The sequence below is a fragment of the Paraburkholderia phosphatilytica genome (assembly GCF_003443895.1).
GTDB classification, from domain to species: Bacteria; Pseudomonadota; Gammaproteobacteria; order Burkholderiales; family Burkholderiaceae; genus Paraburkholderia; species Paraburkholderia phosphatilytica.
This window is the reverse complement of the sequence record NZ_QQOA01000022.1, coordinates 38,761-56,200: the sequence shown is the minus strand read 5'-3', so window position 1 is coordinate 56,200 and position 17,440 is coordinate 38,761. Positions and strand designations below refer to the sequence as shown.

General features: G+C 67.2%; 12 protein-coding genes. 8 read left to right on the top strand and 4 right to left on the bottom strand.

All coding sequences use genetic code 11. The features are described from left to right. Position 1 precedes the first annotated feature (1 nt). Both DVS29_RS22310 and DVS29_RS22305 read right to left on the bottom strand, forming a co-directional pair. The gene (locus DVS29_RS22310; RefSeq protein ID WP_240655737.1) at positions 2 to 931 is read right to left on the bottom strand and encodes a hypothetical protein; all 930 of its coding nucleotides are present in this window, start codon (positions 929 to 931) and stop codon (positions 2 to 4) included. A gap of 142 nt (positions 932 to 1,073) precedes the next feature. Further along, complete coding sequence (locus tag DVS29_RS22305; RefSeq protein WP_118182675.1) at positions 1,074 to 1,457, bottom strand: DUF2946 domain-containing protein; 384 nt, start codon at positions 1,455 to 1,457, stop codon at positions 1,074 to 1,076. A gap of 127 nt (positions 1,458 to 1,584) precedes the next feature. On the opposite strand from DVS29_RS22305, the gene DVS29_RS22300 reads away from it, so the two are divergent. The 6 genes from DVS29_RS22300 (at position 1,585) to DVS29_RS22275 (ending at position 12,523) form a co-directional block, all read left to right on the top strand. Continuing rightward, positions 1,585 to 2,007, top strand: coding sequence for a DUF2946 domain-containing protein (locus DVS29_RS22300; RefSeq protein WP_338069341.1), 423 nt, complete (start codon positions 1,585 to 1,587; stop codon positions 2,005 to 2,007). A 259-nt stretch (positions 2,008 to 2,266) separates the two neighbouring features. Next, entirely contained in the window at positions 2,267 to 2,734 is a 468-nt protein-coding gene (locus DVS29_RS22295) for a copper chaperone PCu(A)C (RefSeq protein WP_118182673.1), read from the top strand. A 511-nt stretch (positions 2,735 to 3,245) separates the two neighbouring features. Next, a complete protein-coding gene (locus DVS29_RS22290; protein WP_118182672.1) occupies positions 3,246 to 4,610 on the top strand; it encodes an efflux RND transporter periplasmic adaptor subunit in 1,365 nt (454 codons plus the stop codon). A 19-nt stretch (positions 4,611 to 4,629) separates the two neighbouring features. Next, a complete protein-coding gene (locus DVS29_RS22285) occupies positions 4,630 to 7,773 on the top strand; it encodes an efflux RND transporter permease subunit (RefSeq protein WP_118182670.1) in 3,144 nt (1,047 codons plus the stop codon). Beyond that, complete coding sequence (locus DVS29_RS22280) at positions 7,770 to 11,051, top strand: efflux RND transporter permease subunit (protein ID WP_118182669.1); 3,282 nt, start codon at positions 7,770 to 7,772, stop codon at positions 11,049 to 11,051. The genes DVS29_RS22285 and DVS29_RS22280 overlap by 4 nt, the downstream gene beginning before the upstream one ends. Next, positions 11,048 to 12,523 carry an efflux transporter outer membrane subunit gene (locus DVS29_RS22275; protein ID WP_420816154.1) on the top strand — a complete coding sequence of 492 codons (1,476 nt, stop codon included), beginning with the start codon at positions 11,048 to 11,050 and terminating at the stop codon, positions 12,521 to 12,523. Before DVS29_RS22280 ends, DVS29_RS22275 begins: the two co-directional genes overlap by 4 nt. Before the next feature lie 215 nt (positions 12,524 to 12,738). Here the strand turns inward: DVS29_RS22275 and DVS29_RS22270 are convergent, their stop codons facing one another. Further along, entirely contained in the window at positions 12,739 to 14,175 is a 1,437-nt protein-coding gene (locus DVS29_RS22270) for a sensor domain-containing diguanylate cyclase (RefSeq protein WP_164707964.1), read from the bottom strand. A 487-nt stretch (positions 14,176 to 14,662) separates the two neighbouring features. On the opposite strand from DVS29_RS22270, the gene DVS29_RS22265 reads away from it, so the two are divergent. Together DVS29_RS22265 and DVS29_RS22260 are read left to right on the top strand one after the other, a co-directional pair. Continuing rightward, complete coding sequence (locus tag DVS29_RS22265) at positions 14,663 to 15,442, top strand: ABC transporter substrate-binding protein (RefSeq protein WP_118182666.1); 780 nt, start codon at positions 14,663 to 14,665, stop codon at positions 15,440 to 15,442. A gap of 11 nt (positions 15,443 to 15,453) precedes the next feature. Continuing rightward, a complete protein-coding gene (locus tag DVS29_RS22260; RefSeq protein WP_118182735.1) occupies positions 15,454 to 16,944 on the top strand; it encodes an FAD-binding oxidoreductase in 1,491 nt (496 codons plus the stop codon). A 235-nt stretch (positions 16,945 to 17,179) separates the two neighbouring features. Here DVS29_RS22260 and DVS29_RS22255 read toward each other — a convergent pair whose 3' ends face one another. Further along, positions 17,180 to 17,413 carry a hypothetical protein gene (locus DVS29_RS22255; RefSeq protein ID WP_118182665.1) on the bottom strand — a complete coding sequence of 78 codons (234 nt, stop codon included), beginning with the start codon at positions 17,411 to 17,413 and terminating at the stop codon, positions 17,180 to 17,182. Between the last annotated feature and the right edge of the window lie 27 nt (positions 17,414 to 17,440).

Genomic DNA, 17,440 nt, shown 5'->3' with positions numbered 1-17,440 from the left:
ATCAGAACAGGGGTTTGCCAAGCGAGTTGGGGAAGATGTCGTCGAAGTACAGATGCGCGTCGAACAGCACGCCCACGTGTGTGCCGCTCGCGCGGTTCACCGGGATCTGCGCTTCCACGCCGAACTGGCCGTAGCGGTTCGTCCACAGTACGCCGGGGTTGATCGTGCCCGTCGTGTGGCCGGAACATGCGCCGGCCGTGCAGGTGCTCATCGGGAATTCGACGACGGGAATCAGGTTCGCGAACGGTTGCGGCAGGCCCAGATCCTTCACCTGCGATTGCAGATACGGGATGCTGTATTGCAGCGTCATGCCCCAGCCGAGCGAGTTCGGTCCGTTGCCGACGGAGGCCGTCGTGATGTTCGGGCCGATCTCGCCGGTGATCGCGAACGGACGCAGCAGCCCGAGACTCGAAGGCAGATCGCCGAAGCCCTTGCCGAAGTAAGCGGTCGGTGTGAAGGTCGAATACGCATCGCCGATCGAGCGCGCGCCGGTGCCGCCGATGTCCGTTTCGAGGCCGACGGACGCCATGAATTCGTGCTCCGCGTTCGCGTACACGAGGTATTTCACGCCGAGCGACAGGTTGTCCCAGCCCTTCGCCGAGTTGCCGTTCGGCGCGTTCTGGCTCACATAGTTGCCGCCGATGCTGAACGCGAGGTTCTTCGTGATCAGCTTGTCCCATTCGTACGAGACGGTGTTGACGTTCATGGTGTCGCCGTCGTCGTCGGGCGATTTGATGTGACCGAACTGCGTGTCGAATTCGTCGCCGACGCCTGGGTCGTCCACGGTCATCGTGGCGGGGAAAACGCGGTCGCCGACGACGGCGTGCGCATCGGCTGAAGTGGGGGCGGCCGCAAGGCACGCGAACAGCGTGACGGTGGTCGCGCACGCCGAGCGCGCGCCGTCGCTGCGCAGGTTGAAGCGCTGAAGCATGAAGTTCTCCGGTTGTCGTGTCGTGCCATGCCCGTTCGTGTCGTGCGGTGTCGCATTGCGCACGTTGAACGGGCACAGACGAACCGCTGCGGTTCAACGCAGCATGACGGCGATCGCGCTCAGGCGATCGGCTCGCCGATGATCAGGAGAACGATGGTGGCGCGCGCGGCTGCGCGACGGCGTAGGAGAAGCGCGCGGTTTCCGCGGCGTGCGGAGCGGCAGCAGGTGCGCGCGTCTCGGCAAGCGCAACGGCAAGCGGAGTGGCCGCGTGCGGCACGGTCGGCACATGCGCGAGCAGGCTGCAGTACGCGCACGCCTGCAGATGCAGCGCGGCGGAGCGCGACGTTTTGCCGCCGTGCGCGGCACCCGCATCGCTGTCCGCGGACACCGTGCAGTAGGTGTCGAGCGCGACGTCGAGACGATGATTCCACGCAAGCGTCTGCGAGATCGTCGGCGCGAGCGTGGCCATCAGGATTGCAAGCAATCCCAGCAGGCTGCCGAGTTTCTGTAGACGTCTGGTGTGCATCGGGAAGGGCGCGGATGCGCGGGAAAGTGGGGCGATTATGCACACGCGTTTCCGCGTGCGCAACCCGCGACGAAGCCGCGGCAGGAATAGCGTTCATCACACGGGCCCGGCTGGCCATGCCACTTTCATGGTGCTAGACTCCGCGACGCTCGCACCTTCGCACGACATGACGACACTTCACCGATACGCACGCGTCACCGCATGGCTTGGCCTCGTCGCCATGTGGCTCGTCGTGTGTGCGCCGCTCGTGAGTCAGTTCGTCGTCTCGTCGCGTGCGCACGAACCCATCGCTTCACTGTGCTCCGCGACTACGCCCGCCGCTGCGTCGATCGCCACGCCGAAGCATCACGACACGGCAGCCGGTTCGCTCGCCGCGTGCGGCTACTGCGATCTGCTCACCACGCACACTGCGATGTCTTCGGTGCCGCCCGTCGCTGTCCAGATGCTGACGCTCGTCGCGATTCTCGTCGTGGCGGTGCTGTCCGTCCGCTTCACGCCGCTCGGCGTATTCCCGTCCGGGCGTCCACGCGCTCCTCCGCTCGCTTCCTGATTGCCGCTTTAGCAGCAGACCGCCCGATCGCACGCCTCGGCGAACGCGCGCGTTCGCGTCGACCGCATCGTGCTCGGGCTGCCGCGGACGCGCTCGCGGCGCTAACATTTCAGATCGCTTTCAACGAGTGCGAACCCGATCGTCCGGTTCGCCGATCACCTGGCATTTCGCGGCGGCGCGCGCGGTCTTGCATCCTGAATCGCCGCAGTTGCAACAGCAGCTGCCCTATGACTATTTCGTTTAGCCTGGAGAAAATCGTATGAATCGCATCCGTCGCATTCCGAGCATCCTGATCGCCGGAGCGCTTGCCGCCGGGTTGGCCACCCTGTCCGCGCCGGGCTTCGCCGCGCCGGCGGCCGTCAGCGTGTCCGACTGCTGGATCCGCCTGCTGCCGGGCAACCTGCCGTCGGGCGGCTACTTCAAGGCGAACAATAGCGGCGCGGAAGCGCTCGATCTCGTCGGCGTGGACAGCGAAGCATTCGGCATGGCGATGCTGCATCAGACGCAGAGCCAGGGCAGCACGTCGACGATGGCGATGGTCGACAAGGCGCCGTTGCCCGCGCACGGCACGCTGACCTTCGCACCCGGCGGATATCACGTGATGCTCGAACAGCCGAAGACGAAACTGAAGGTCGGCACGACGACGCCGCTGACGTTCTCGTTCAGCGATGGCGAGAAGGTGACGGCGAGCTGCGCGGTGAAGAGTGCCGGCTCGACCGGGCAGTAACCCGGCCTGGCAGCAGCCCGGCCGCGCCCCGACTTTAACTACGCATCAAACAGTTCTTGACCAGACCGTCGTCCAGCCGGTCTGCGTCGCACTCGCGCCCGCCACGGGCGCAACTTCTGCTTCCGCCGATGGCCTTGCAACGAGGCCGTCGGCCGGCCTCACCGGTCCACGGTCGCCGCCTGTCTGTTTCATCACGTAACACTTTCGGTTGGCTCAATTACCGGATATTACGAGCGCGATGCTTGTAATGAACTGGAATGAACCGTGAGGGACATGTAGCCTATGCGGAGCCGATGTTGTCTACAGTCGCCAATGTCACCGCTGCCGTCCCTGGCCGGCACCTTCGCATCATGGGGAGCTGTATGTCGCAAAGAAGAAATCAACCGGCCCACTCGGCCGTAGGGTCCGCTTTCGTGCCGCTGGCCACGCTGCCTGCCGTGCCGTCAGTCGCTACGCAAAAACGTGCAGACGCCGCCCGCCGGCCGCAACCTTTCGAGATCCGGAGGTCGGCATGAGCGATACCACCAGGCCATCGGCGCAACCGCCTTCCCCGTCTTCGTCCGAACCGCACCGCTCATCCAGCCCGCCACCGAGCCCGCCGTCCGGCCAGCCGCCGGCAAAGCGCCGCCACACCGGCCGCTGGGTGCTGATCATCATCGTGCTGATCCTGATCGTGCTGGTCGTGCTGCACATCCTGCGGCAGCGGCAGCCGAAGCGCACCGCCGCCGTGCAGGTGGTGACGGTTTCGAAGGCCGCGCTCGGCGCGATGCCGGAAACGCTGAGCGCGCTCGGCACCGTCACGCCGGTCGCGACGGTCACGGTGCTGCCGCAGCTGTCGGGCTACCTGACCTCGGTGCCGTACACCGAAGGCGAAGACGTGAAGAAGGGGCAGCTGCTCGCGCAGATCGACGACCGCCAGTATCAGATCAGCAGGCAGCAGGAAGAGGCCCAGCTCGCGAAGGACAAGGCGGCGCTCGGTCAGGCGCATTCGGACCTCGCGCGTTACCAGCAGCTCTCGCAGCAGAAGTCGATCGCCGAACAGACCTACGTCGACCAGCAGTTCACCGTGCAGCAGGACGAAGCCGCGGTGAAGGCGGACATGGCCGCGATCGCGCAGTACAACCTCGACATCGAGTATTGCCACATCACGTCGCCGGTTTCGGGGCGCGTGGGCCTGCGTCTCGTCGACCCGGGCAACTACGTGACCGCGTCGAGCACCACCGGCATCGCGGTCGTCACGACGATGCAGCCCACCACCGTCGAATTCGCGGTGCCGCAGGATTCGCTCGGCAAGGTGCTGGCGCGCTTCAACACTGGCGCGAAGCTGGCCGTCACCGCGTACAGCAGCGACAACAGCCGCCAGATCGAAACCGGCACGCTGTACGCGATCAGCAACCAGATGACGACGAGCACCGGCACGGTGACGCTGCGCGCGAGCTTTCCGAATGCCGACAACGCGCTGTTCCCGAACGAGTTCGTCAACGTGAAGCTGCTGGTCGACACGATGCAGAACGCGGTGCTCGTGCCCACGCCGGCTGTGCAGAGCGGCGCGCCGGGCAACTACGTGTACCTCGTCAATCCGGACAGCACGGTGTCGGTTCACAAGGTGACGATCGGCCCGAGCGACGGCACGCACACGGTGATCGCGTCGGGTCTCAACGAAGGCGATACGGTCGTGACCGACGGCATGGACCGCCTGAGCGACGGCGCGAAGATCCGCGCAGCCGCGGCGCGGCCGGCTTCGGGTGCTGCGGGTGCTTCAGGCGCTGCTGAAGGCGGCGCGTCGGAAGCGGCCGAAGCTTCGGGCGCCTCCGGCGCGCACGCGCATCGCGGCCACGCCGCATCCGGCGCGGCGGCTGCGTCGCAGGCTTCGTGAGTGAAGGGCGGCTGACACGATGAATCTGTCCCGTCTGTTCATTCTGCGGCCGGTAGCCACATGGCTGCTGATGATCGCCGTCGTGCTCGTGGGTCTGCTCGCGATGCGCTTTTTGCCCGTATCGTCGCTGCCGAACGTCGACTATCCGACGATCCAGGTGCAGACCTTCTATCCGGGCGCGAGTCCCGACGTGATGGCGACCACCGTCACCGCGCCGCTCGAAGTGCAGCTCGGCGAAATTCCGGGCCTGCAGCAGATGATTTCGTACAGCTCGGAAGGCGCGTCGGTGATCACGCTGCAGTTCGACCTGTCGCTGAACCTCGACGTCGCCGAGCAGGACGTGCAGCAGGCGATCAACGCGTCGAACAGCTATCTGCCGAGCGGCCTGCCCGCGCCGCCCACGTACGCGAAGGTCAATCCGGCCGACCAGCCGATCATGACGCTCGCGATCACGTCGAAGTCGATGTCGCTCACGCAGCTGCAGGACATCGCGAACAACCGTCTCGGCACCAAGATCTCGGAAGTGCCGGGCGTCGGTCTCGTCACCACGTCGGGCGGCAACGTGCCGGCGGTGCGCGTCGAAGCGGATCCGCAGAAGCTCGCCGCGTACGGCCTCAATCTCGACGACCTGCGCACGCTGCTGGCGGACGTGAACGTGAGCCAGCCGAAGGGCAACTTCGACGGGCCGGATCTCGACTACACGATCAACGCGAACGACCAGATCTCCGATCCGAAGGACTACCTGAACACGGTGATCGCGTATCAGAACGGCGCGCCGGTGTATCTGCGCGACGTGGCGCGCGTGAGTACCGCGGCGCAGGACATCGAGCAGGGCGCGTCGTACAACCGCGCGCCGGCGATCGTGCTGAACGTGCAGCGCCAGCCGGGCGCGAACGTGATCCAGACGGTCTCGCAGATCAAGAAGCAGCTGCCCATTCTCGAAGCGACGCTGCCGGCCGGCATGCAGCTCACGGTGGTGTCGGATGGCACCGGCGTGATCCAGGCGTCGGTGCGCGACGCGGCGTTCGAACTGATTCTCGCGGTGCTGCTGGTGGTCGCGGTGATCTTCGTGTTCCTGCGCAACGTGCCGGCCACGATCATCCCGAGCATCTCGGTGCCGGTGTCGTTGATCGGCACGCTCGCGGTGATGTACGAGCTCAACTACTCGATCGACAACCTGTCCTTGATGGCGCTCATCATCGCGACCGGTTTCGTCGTCGACGATTCGATCGTGATGATTGAGAACGTGGTGCGTTATCTGGAAGAAGGCGAGACGCCGCTGCAGGCCGCGCTGAAAGGCGCGGGGCAGATCGGCTTCACGATCCTGTCGCTGACGATCTCGCTGATCGCGGTGCTGATTCCGCTGCTGTTCATGGGCGGCGTGATCGGCCGGCTTTTCAGCGAATTCGCGATCACGCTCGCGGTGACGATCGTGCTGTCGGCGGTCGTGTCGCTGACCGTGGTGCCGATGCTGTGCGCGCGGATCCTGCGCGCACAGGCCGAGCGGCATCCGAGCCGTTTCGAGCGGATCAGCGAGGGGCTTTTCAATCGCACGCTGAACGCGTACGAACGCGGGCTGCGCTGGGTGCTCGAGCATCAGAAGCTGACGCTGCTGGTGGCGGTCGGTACGGTGGTGCTGACCGTGCTGCTGTACGTGCTGATTCCGAAGGGCCTGTTCCCGGTGCAGGACGTGGGCGTGATCCAGGGCATCAGCGTGGCCGACAACTCGGTGTCGTACAAGGCGATGGTGTCGCGCCAGAACGCGCTCGCCGACGTGCTGCTGAAGGACCCGGACGTCGAATCGCTGACGTCGTACGTCGGCATCGACGGCACCAATACGACGCTCAACAACGGCCGCTTCCTGATCAACCTGAAGCAGCGCGACGACCGCTCGGAGTCGGCCGCGGACATCGCGCAGCGGCTGCAGGCGTCGGTCACGAACGTGCCGGGCATCAAGCTGTACCTGCAGCCCGAGCAGGACCTGACGCTCGACACCACGATCTCGCCAAGCCAGTACAAGCTGGTGCTGCGCGGCCCGAGCCAGCAGGTGCTGCAGCAGTACGTGCCGGCGCTCGTCGCGAAGATGAAGCAGATTCCGTCGTTGTCCGAAGTAACCAGCGATCTCGATACCGACGGCATGAGCATCGACGTCGAGGTGAACCGGCAGCTCGCGGCGCGCTACGGCATCACGCCCGCGACGATCGACAACGCGCTGTACGACGCGCTCGGCCAGCGTATCGTGTCGACGATCTTCGAGCAGTCGAGCCAGTACCGCGTGATTCTCGTCTCGAAGCCGGAATCGGTGCCGACCATCGAGTCGCTCGGCAACCTGTATCTGCCGAGCCAGACCGCGTCGAGCGGGCAGGTGCCGCTGTCGCAGATCGCGGCCATCAAGCTCACGCGCTCGCCGCTCGTGATCAGCCACCTCGCGCAGTTCCCGGCGGTGACGGTGTCGTTCAACCTGACGCCGGACGCGTCGCTGAGCGCTGCAGTGAGGGACATTCGCAAGGCGCAGTCCGCGGTGAACCTGCCGCCGTCGATCACGTCGTCGTTCCAGGGCGCCGCGCAGGCGTTCGAAGACTCGCTCTCCAGCGAGGTGTACCTGCTGATCGCGGCCCTCGTCGCGGTGTATATCGTGCTCGGCGTGCTGTACGAGAGCTTCGTGCATCCGGTCACAATTCTTTCGACGCTGCCGTCCGCCGGTATCGGCGCGCTGCTCGCGCTGATGATGGCGGGCAGCGACCTCGGCGTGATCGGCATCATCGGTATCGTGCTGTTGATCGGCATCGTGAAGAAGAACGCGATCATGATGGTGGACTTCGCGCTCGAAGCCGAACGCGAGCACGGCAAGCCGCCGCACGAGGCGATCTTCGAGGCATCGCTGCTGCGCTTCCGCCCGATCCTGATGACGACGCTCGCCGCGATGCTCGGCGCGCTGCCGATGCTGCTCGGCACCGGCACGGGCTCCGAGCTGCGCCGGCCGCTCGGTCTTGCGATCATCGGTGGCCTGACGCTGAGCCAGCTGCTGACGCTCTTCACGACGCCCGTGATCTACCTGCTGTTCGACCGCATGGCGCGGCGCTTCAGGGCGTGGCGCGCGCGGCGTCGTGGTGAACGCGGCGAAGACGGCGGCGATGATCACCCGGTGGAGAACGCGCCGTGAACATTTCGGCGCTCTTCATCAAACGGCCGGTCGCGACCACGCTGCTCGCGATCGCCATCGCGATCTCGGGCTTCCTCGCGTACTTCCGGCTGCCGGTTTCGCCGCTGCCGAACGTCGCGTATCCGGTGATCGTCGTGCAGGCGATGATGGCCGGCGCAAGCCCGGAAATCATGGCGTCGACGGTGGCGGAGCCGCTCGAAAAGCGGCTCGGCACGATCGCCGACGTCAACGAATTGACGTCGATCAATTCGGTGGGCACGTCGATGATCGTCGTCGTGTTCGGGCTGAACCGCGACATCAACGGCGCGGCCCGCGACGTCGAAGCCGCGATCCAGGCGGCGCGCGCCGATCTGCCCACCACGCTGCGAAGCAATCCGAGCTACCGCCAGTACAACCCGGCCGAGGCGCCGCTGATGGTGCTCGCGCTGACGTCGGACACGCTCACCACCGCGCAGCTCTACGACTCCGCGGATTCGGTGATCCTGCAGCAGCTGTCGCAGATCAGCGGCGTCGGGCAGATCACGGTGGGCGGCGGTGCGCTGCCCGCGGTGCGCGTCGAACTGCAGCCGGGCAAGCTCAACAGCTACGGCATCGGCCTGGAGGACGTGCGCGCGGCGGTGAGTGCCGCGAACGCGGACAGCGCGAAAGGGCACATCGATCAGGGCCAGCAGCGCTACGAGGTGACGTCGAACGACCAGATCACGAAGGCGGCGCCATATCGGGACCTTGTCGTCGCGTATCGCAAGGGCTCGCCGGTGCTGCTGAAAGACGTCGCCGACGTGATCGATTCGAACGAGAACATCCGCAACGCGGGGCTCTACAACGGCAAGGCGGCCGTGCTCGTGATCGTGTTCCCGACGCCGGGCGGCAACGTCGTGAAGACGGTCGGGCAGATCAAGGCGGTGCTGCCGTCCATCGAGGCGACCTTGCCGAGCGGCGTGCACGTCGGCGTCGCGGTCGATCACTCGCAGTCCGTGCACGCGTCGGTCGGTGACACGGAGCGCACGCTGTTCATCGCGGTGCTGCTGGTGGTGGGCGTGGTGTTCGTGTTCCTGCAGTCGCCGCGCGCGGTGCTGGTGCCGGCCGTCGCGCTGCCGCTGTCGATCGTCGGCACGTTCGGGCCGATGTGGCTGATGGGCTACAGCATCGACAACCTGTCGCTGATGGCGCTCACCATTGCGACCGGCTTCGTCGTCGACGATGCGGTGGTGGTGCTGGAGAACATCGTGCGGCACCTGGAGGCGGGGCTCAGTCCGCACGAGGCGGCGTTGCGCGGCAGCGCCGAGGTGTCGTTCACCGTGATCTCGATGAGCCTGTCGCTGATCGCGGTGTTTCTGCCGATCCTGCTGATGCCGGGCATCGTCGGGCTGCTGTTCCACGAGTTCGCGGTCACGCTGTCGGTGTCGATCCTGATCTCGCTCGTCGTGTCGCTGACGGTGACGCCGGCGATGTGCGCGTACGTGCTGTCGCGCGAGAGCGCGGGGCCGTCGCGCTGGCGCTGGGCGCGCTGGGTGGAACGCCAGTTCGACCGCTTCAAGGACGGCTATTCGCGCTCGCTGACCGCGGTGCTCGACCACTCGCTGCTGGTGATCCTGGTGCTGCTCGCGCTGATGATCGCGAACGTGTTCCTGTTCAAGCTGGTGCCGTCCACGTTCTTTCCCGAGCAGGACAACGGCATGCTGATCGGGCAGATCATCGCCGACCAGAGCATCTCGTTCCCGGCGATGAAGAAGAAGCTCGAGCAGCTGCAGTCGATCGTGCAGACCGACCCGGCGGTGGCGACAGTGGCGGGCTTCACCGGCGGCCGCGCGCTCAATACCGCGCAGGTGTTCATTTCGCTGAAGCCGCTCGCGCAGCGTCACGCGACCGCGACGGACGTGGTGAACCGGCTGCGGCCGAAGCTCGAACGGGTGTCCGGCGCGCGGCTCTTCCTGCAGGCGCAGCAGGATCTGCGCATCGGCGGGCGGCAGTCGGCGGCGGAATACCAGTACACGCTGACGAGCGACGATCCCGAGGCGCTCTACAAGTGGACGCCCGCGCTCGTCACCGCGCTCGGCAAGTACCGCTCGCAGCTGACGGACGTGAACTCGGACCTGCAGCAGAACGGTCTGCAGACCTACGTGAACGTGAGCCGCGAGACCGCGATGCGCTACGGCTTCCAGCCGAACCAGATCGACAACGTGCTGTACGACGCGTTCGGTCAGCGCACCGTGTCCACGATCTACAACCAGATCAACCAGTATGCGGTGGTGATGGAGCTCGCGCCGCCGTACTGGCAGTTCCCGCAGATGCTCGACCAGATGTATCTGAGCACCGCCGCGGGCAACGCGACCGGCACCGCGCAGACGCAGATGACGACGGCGAAGGCGAGCACGACGTCGACGAGCTCGGAGACGAATTCGTCGAATTCGAACGCGGAAGCGAACCAGACCACCAACAGCATCTCGAACAGCAAGGGCGGCACGTCGAGCGGTAGCGCGGACAGCACGTCGGCGGAAACGATGGTGCCGCTGCCCGCGATGGCGAGCTACCTGAGCAGCCACACGGCGACCCAGGTGAATCACCAGAGCGGGCTCGTCGCCGCGACGATCTCGTTCAACCTGCCGACAGGCGGCTCGCTCAGCAAGGCGGACGCCGCGATCAAGGAGGTGAGCGCGGAGATCGGCGTGCCGGCGTCGATCCACGGTGCGTTCGCGGGCGCGGCGCAGGCGTATTCTCAATCGATGGGCACGGTGCCGCTGCTGATCCTCGCCGCGCTCGCCGTGGTGTACATCGTGCTCGGCGTGCTGTACGAGAACACGATCCACCCGATCACGATCCTGTCGACGTTGCCGTCCGCGGGCATCGGCGCGACGCTCGCGCTGCTGATCTTCGGCACGCCGTTCTCGGTAATCGCGATGATCGGCATCATCCTGCTGATCGGTATCGTCAAGAAGAACGGGATCATGATGGTCGACGTCGCGATCCAGCTGCAGCGCAACGACGGCATGCCGGCGAAGCAGGCGATCCACGAAGCCGCGGTGGTGCGTCTGCGGCCGATCATGATGACGACGGCGGCGGCCGTGCTCGGCGCGGTGCCGCTCGCGATCGGCATCGGCCAGGGTGGGTCGCTGCGCCAGCCGCTCGGCGTCACCGTGATGGGCGGCCTGATTCTCTCCCAGGTGTTCACGCTGTACACGACACCGGTGATCTACCTCTACCTCGACCGGCTGCGCGCGCGGCTCGCGGCCTGGGCCGCGAACCTGCCGTGGAACCGGCAAGCGGACCCTGAAGCATGAAGAGCATGAACATGAAAACCCTGCGGATAGCGGTCCTCGCTGCGCTCGCCTGCCTCGCGGCGGGCTGCACGGTCGGCCCGGACTACAAGCGCCCGACGGTGCCGGTGCCGGCCACGTATTCGGAACTCGAAGGCTGGACCCAGGCGCAGCCGGCGGAAGCCGAGGCGCCGAAGGGCGACTGGTGGACCGCGTTCGACGATCCGCTGCTCAATCAGCTCGAGCCGATGATCTCGGTGTCGAACCAGACGGTGCGGCAGGACTACGCGAGCTATCAGGAAGCGCTCGCCGAAGTGAAGGTGGCGCGCGCGTCGCTGTTCCCGACCATCGGCGTGACCGGTTCGGCCACGCGCCAGCGTGCGTCCGCCAGCACCACGTCCACGAGCCTGGGCACGAGGTCGTCGGTGTACAACTCGGGCTCGCTCGAAGGCTCCGTCAGCTGGGACCTGGACCTGTGGGGCGAGGTGCGCCGCACGATCGAGGAAAACGCGGCCACCGCGCAGGCAAGCCAGGCGACACTCGCGAACGCGACGCTGTCCGAGCAGGTCGCGCTGGCCACCGCGGTGATCGACCTGCGCGTGGCCGATGCGAACATCGACCTGTACCAGCGCACGGTCAACGAATACACGGAGTACCTGCGCGTGATCGCCGCGCAGGACAAGGCCGGCACCATCGCGCCGTCGGATCTGGTCAGCGCGCAGACGCAGCTCGAAAACGCGCAGTCGAGCCTGATCGCGCTCGGCGTGGCGCGCGCGCAGTACGCGCACGCGATCGCGGTGCTGGTCGGCAAGAACCCCGAGGAACTGACGATCCCGCACAGCGAGAAGCTGCCGTCGATGCCGGCCATTCCGGCGGGCGTGCCGTCGACGCTGCTGCAGCGCCGGCCCGACATCGCGGTCGCGGAACGTCAGATGGCTTCGCAGAACGCGGCGATCGGCGTCGAGATTGCCGCGTACTACCCGACGGTGTCGCTGTCCGCGATCGGCGAATTCACGCAGTCGCCGCTGAACGGCTTGCTGAAGGCCGCGAACCGCGTGTGGTCGCTGGGCGGCAGCGCGAGCGAGACGATCTTCGACGGCGGCGAGCGCAGCGGCAAGGTGGCGGCCGCGCGCGCCGCGTACGACGCAGCCGTCGCGAACTACCGCGGCACCGTGCTGACGGCGTTCGAAGATGTGGAGAACGATCTGTCCGGGCTGCGCATTCTGTCGCAGCAGCAGACCGTGATCGACGGCGCGGTGCGCGATGCGACGCGCGGTACGCAGATCGCGAAGAACGAGTATCAGGCGGGCACGGTTGACTACACGACGGTCGCGACCGCGCAGGCGACTCAGCTGACCAGCGAGGAATCCGCGCTGACCGTGCACGAACAGCGCCTGCTCGACACGGCGACGCTGTTCGGCGACCTGGGCGGCGGCTGGACGGCGGATTGGCTATGCGATCCGCGGCATGGGAGCTGCGAGACGGCGGCGCATTGAGCGTGGCGGGTTGAGTTGCGCGCATTGAGGATGTCGCACTGAGCGTGGCGATTGAGCGCCGCGCGCTGAGAGTGTCGCATTGAGCGTGGCGCGTTGAATGTCGCGCGTTGAGAGCGGCGCATTGAAGGTGGTGGATTGAACGACGCGTATCGAAGCGGGCGCGTTGAAGCCTCCGCATTGATGGCGACGCGTTGAAGCCGAGTGCGTCGACGCCCTTACAGCAGACTCGCCGCGCCGCCGGACGCCGGGTAGCGCGCGTCGTCGTCAACGGTGCGGGGGGCGGCGGATGTATCGGATCGCGCCGTGCCACTCACGCAGTTGCGACCCGCGGCCTTCGCGCGGTAGAGCGCGGCATCCGCGGCGGCCAGCAGGCGGTCCGCATCCGACGGGTTCCCCGCCGCCAGCGTCGCGGCGCCGATCGATACGGTGATATGGCTGTTCGGCGCCGAGGCCGGCGCGAGCACCAGCAGTTCGACCGCGGTGCGCAGCGCCTCACCGGTATTCAGCGCCGCGACTTCGTCGCAGTCGGGCAGCACCACCACGAACTCTTCGCCGCCGTAGCGCGCAACGAAATCCTGTGGACGCAGCAGCGCGTCTTTCAAGGTGCGCGCGACGCTCGTCAGACATTCGTCGCCGCGCAGGTGTCCCCACTGATCGTTGTAGTGCTTGAAGCGGTCGACGTCGATCAGCAGCAGCGACAGCGGCCGGCGGTCCTGCGCCGCGCGCGCGAGCTCGGCGGGATAGCGTTCGTCGAAATAGCGGCGGTTGAAGATGCCGGTCAGGCCATCGAGCATCGCGTATTCGTGCAGCTTCGCGTTGGCTTCTTCCAGCGCCGCGTACATGCGGCTCACTTTCCAGATCAGCACCGCGAGCACGGTGCCGGAGCCGACCAGCGCGTACACCCGCGCGCCGTACCAGCCCACCGAGAAGCGCCCGCCGCCCGTGAGCGACAGACACACGTCGGCGACGCCCGCGCAGAGCGCTACGGACAACCACAGATCGAGCAGCGTGCGCAGCCGCGTCACGACGACGAGCGCAAGCCATGCGCCGCAGCCGAGCAGGCCGATCGCGACGCCGATGCCCGCGGGATGCGTGCGCGCGAACCCATCGCCGGCGAGCAGCGCGGGCAGCGCGCTGGCCCGTTGCGTGACGACCGCGAGCGAAACGAGCGTGAGAACCAGCGGCAGTGCGACGAGCGACGCGCCGCGCGCGACGGACACGGGACCCGGGTGCCGCGCGCGCACCGCCACCGCCAGCGTCAGCAGCAGCGGGGTGCCGACATGCCAGGTCACCCATAGCCACACGGCCGACTGGGCGCCGGCGCCGAACAGGCCCTCCGGTGCGAACACGCCCGGGAACACGAGCAGCTGGAGCGTGACGTTCGCCGCGGTGAACGCGTATGCGCCGGACAATGCCGCGAGGTACGGGTCGCGGCGCAGCACGAACTGCGTCCACAACAGGTAGGCGGTCAGCGCTTCGGTGGCGAACACGGCGGTGGCGTGCATCGGCACGAACGCCTCCATGTGCGGCATCGGCAGCCGCGCGAACGGGAGCAGCGCGAGCGCGGACCCGAGCAGCGCCGCCATCACGAAGTTCGCAAAAAGGCGATGCCGCCGCGTCGCAGTGAGGCTGATGAGGCTGTTGTCCGTCACGTGTACGACACCTCGATAGACTCCTTCTCCAGCGGGATGATGAGCGTTGCCGCGCGGACCTCGACGACACGGCCACACCATGGTTATCGGCAGCGCGCGGCGATACTGTCGGGACGCATGCAATCGAAGCGTGCGCATCGATTGCATAGGCAGCATCGGCCTCACGCGGTGCGGCAAACGCGTCGGCCATTGTAACGCCCGGAGCTTTCGAGCCGGTCAGGTTTTGCGTTTTGCATGCGAGCTTGCGGCGCCAACGTTGCACGCGATGACCGCTTGAACGTATGACGTGAGCGCATGTCGCCCATGACGAAGTTTCGATTGTGGCTGCCTTTATGGTGGGGCCCAATGACGGTATCCGGACTGAGCGCCCGCATGCGACGCCCGCATGGCGCCGGTCCATCCGGGTCGGAGCCGCTGACGCCCGGCTTGCGGGCACCGATGCGGCAGTAGGGAAAACGACATTACACAGAGGGAAAGGAGATCCACGATGACACGACTCAAGGTGCTGTTCGGACTCGCGTTCGCGCTGGCTTCGACGGCCGCGCTTGCCGACGCCACGTCGCTGCGCTTCGGGCTCGAAGCGCAATACCCGCCGTTCGAATCGAAGGCCGCCGACGGCAGCCTGCAGGGCATCGACATCGATATCGGCAACGCGGTCTGCGCGGCGGCGCATCTGACGTGCAGCTGGGTCGAGACCTCGTTCGACGGGCTGATTCCCGCGCTGCAGGCGCGCAAGTTCGACGCGATCAACTCGGCGATGAACGCGACCGACAAGCGCCGCCAGGCGATCGACTTCACGACCGTGATCTACCGCGTGCCGACCCGGCTGATCGCGAAGCGCGACAGCGGGCTCGACGCGACGCCGCAGTCGCTGAAGGGCAAACGCATCGGCGTGCTGCAGGGCTCGATTCAGGAGACCTACGCGAAGGCGCACTGGCAGCCGGCGGGCGTCGACATCGAGGCTTACCAGGACCAGAACCAGGCGTACGCGGATCTCGTCGCGGGCCGGCTGGACGGCACGCTCGTGCTCGCGCCCGCGGGGCAGTCGGGCTTTCTCACGAAACCGGACGGCAAGGACTACGCGTTCGTCGGCCAGCCGGTGCGCGACGACAAGATCCTCGGCAGCGGCATCGCGTTCGGCGTGCGCAAGAACGACGCCGCGCTGCGCAAACAGCTCGACGACGCGATCGCGAAAGTGAAGGCCGACGGCACGGTGACGACGCTCGGCAAGAAGTATTTCGGCGACATCGATATTTCCGCGCATTGACGGCGCGCGCGATGGAGCAGGAACCGACGGCGGCGCACGGCCAGCCAGCTTCCGGCACGCAGCAACCTGACGGAGCCGGCCCGCCGGAGCGCGACGCGATGGTGGCGGCGGCGTTGCAACGCGAACTGGGCGACGACCTCGTGAGCGTCGGCGACGCGATCGACGCGCGCCACTACACGGCGTGGAACGAAGCGCCGGGGGTGCGCCCGCGTGCGCTGGTGCGGCCGCGTACGGTGGACGACGTGTCGCGCACGCTCGCGCTTTGCGCGCGGCTCGCGCAGCCCGTCGTGCCGCAGGGTGGCCGCACCGGGCTCGCGCGCGGCGGCGTTGCGCGCGGCGGGGAGGTCGTGCTGTCGATGGAGCGTTTCGCCGGCATCGAGGAGATCGACCCCGCGGCCGCCACCATGACCGTGCGCGCCGGCACCCCGCTGCAAACGGCGCAGGAAGCGGCCGACGCCGCGGGCTTCGCGCTCGGCGTCGATCTGGGCGCGCGCGGCTCGTGCCAGATCGGCGGCAACATCGCGACGAACGCCGGCGGTACCCGCGCGATCCGCTACGGACTGATGCGCGAGCAGGTGCTCGGTCTCGAGGCCGTGCTGGCGGACGGCACGGTCGTCACGTCGCTGAACCGGATGCTGAAGAACAACGCCGGCTACGACTGGAAGCAGCTGTTCATCGGCAGCGAAGGCACGCTCGGCGTGATCACGCGCGCGGTGCTCCGGCTGCATCCGAAGCTCGCGGCGCCGGCGACCGCGCTGTGCCGCGCGGCCAGTTACGACGCCGTCGTGAAGCTGTGGGACCGGGTCCGCGCGGGGTTGCCGTCGGTCGTGAGCTTCGAGGCGATGTGGCCGGAGTTCTACGGGTTCGTCACCGCGCACACGCCCGGCGTGACGGCGCCGCTCGCGGCCGACGACGGCTTCGTCGTGCTGGTCGAGTGTGCGTTTGCTGCCGGCGCGAAGGTTTCAGCGCAAGGTGACGCGCACGGCGCGGCGGACGCGCAGGCCGCGCTCGAGGCCTGCCTCGCCGGTTGTCTCGAGGACGGTCTGATCGACGATGCGGCGCTCGCTACCTCGGCACGCCAGGCCGCCAACATGTGGACGCTGCGCGAAGGTCTCGCGATCGATACGCTACCGCATCTGATCAACTTCGACGTGAGTCTGCCGGTGGGGCAGATCGGCGTGTTCGCCGAGCGCTGCCGCGCCGCGCTCGCGCAACGCTGGCCGCACGCGGTGAGCCTGTTCTTCGGCCATATCGGCGACAGCAACGTGCACCTGGGCGTATCGCTCGCGGATCTGCCGGCACACGGCGAAGCAGCAGTGGACGCTGTGGTGTACGGCATGGTGCGCGAACTGGGCGGATCGATTTCCGCGGAGCACGGGATCGGGCAACTGAAGCGGCCCTGGCTCGGCCACTCGCGCAGCGCGGCGGAGATCGACCTGATGCGCCGGATAAAGACGGCGCTCGATCCGTCCGGCATGCTGAATCCGGGCAAGGTGCTTTGACGCGGCGGTCATGACGTTGCGCGACGTGGCTTGCCGCCTGGCTCGCTGAATCGCGGGCCAGGCGGCAAGCGAATTTTTTCCTGGAAACAGCAACTAACGGTCTAGCGCGCGCGGCGCCCACGAGCCGCGCGGCGAAACGCGAGCGCCAGCGATGCGCTCGCGGCCACGCGGCATTCGCCGCGAGCGGCGCAGCGCCTTCCGCCACGAGCGCGCAGCTCGCCTTCCGGTAACACGCTCAACGGTTGCCGTCGAGCAGATCGCCGAGCATTTCGTCGAACGCGGCCTGCGCGTCTTCGAGCTCCTGCAGCGCGGCGTCGAAGGTCGTCAGCGCGAACTGCGACGGCTTGCCGGCGCCCTCCGGCGGAAACTGCGACTGCAGCGACGTGAACGCCGTCTGGACCCGCTTCGTCGCGTCGAGCACGCGTTCCATCGCGCGCGCTTCTTCCGCGCGTGCCTCTTCGTCTGTCATCTCTGCTCCAAGGTGGCCTGGCCGCGA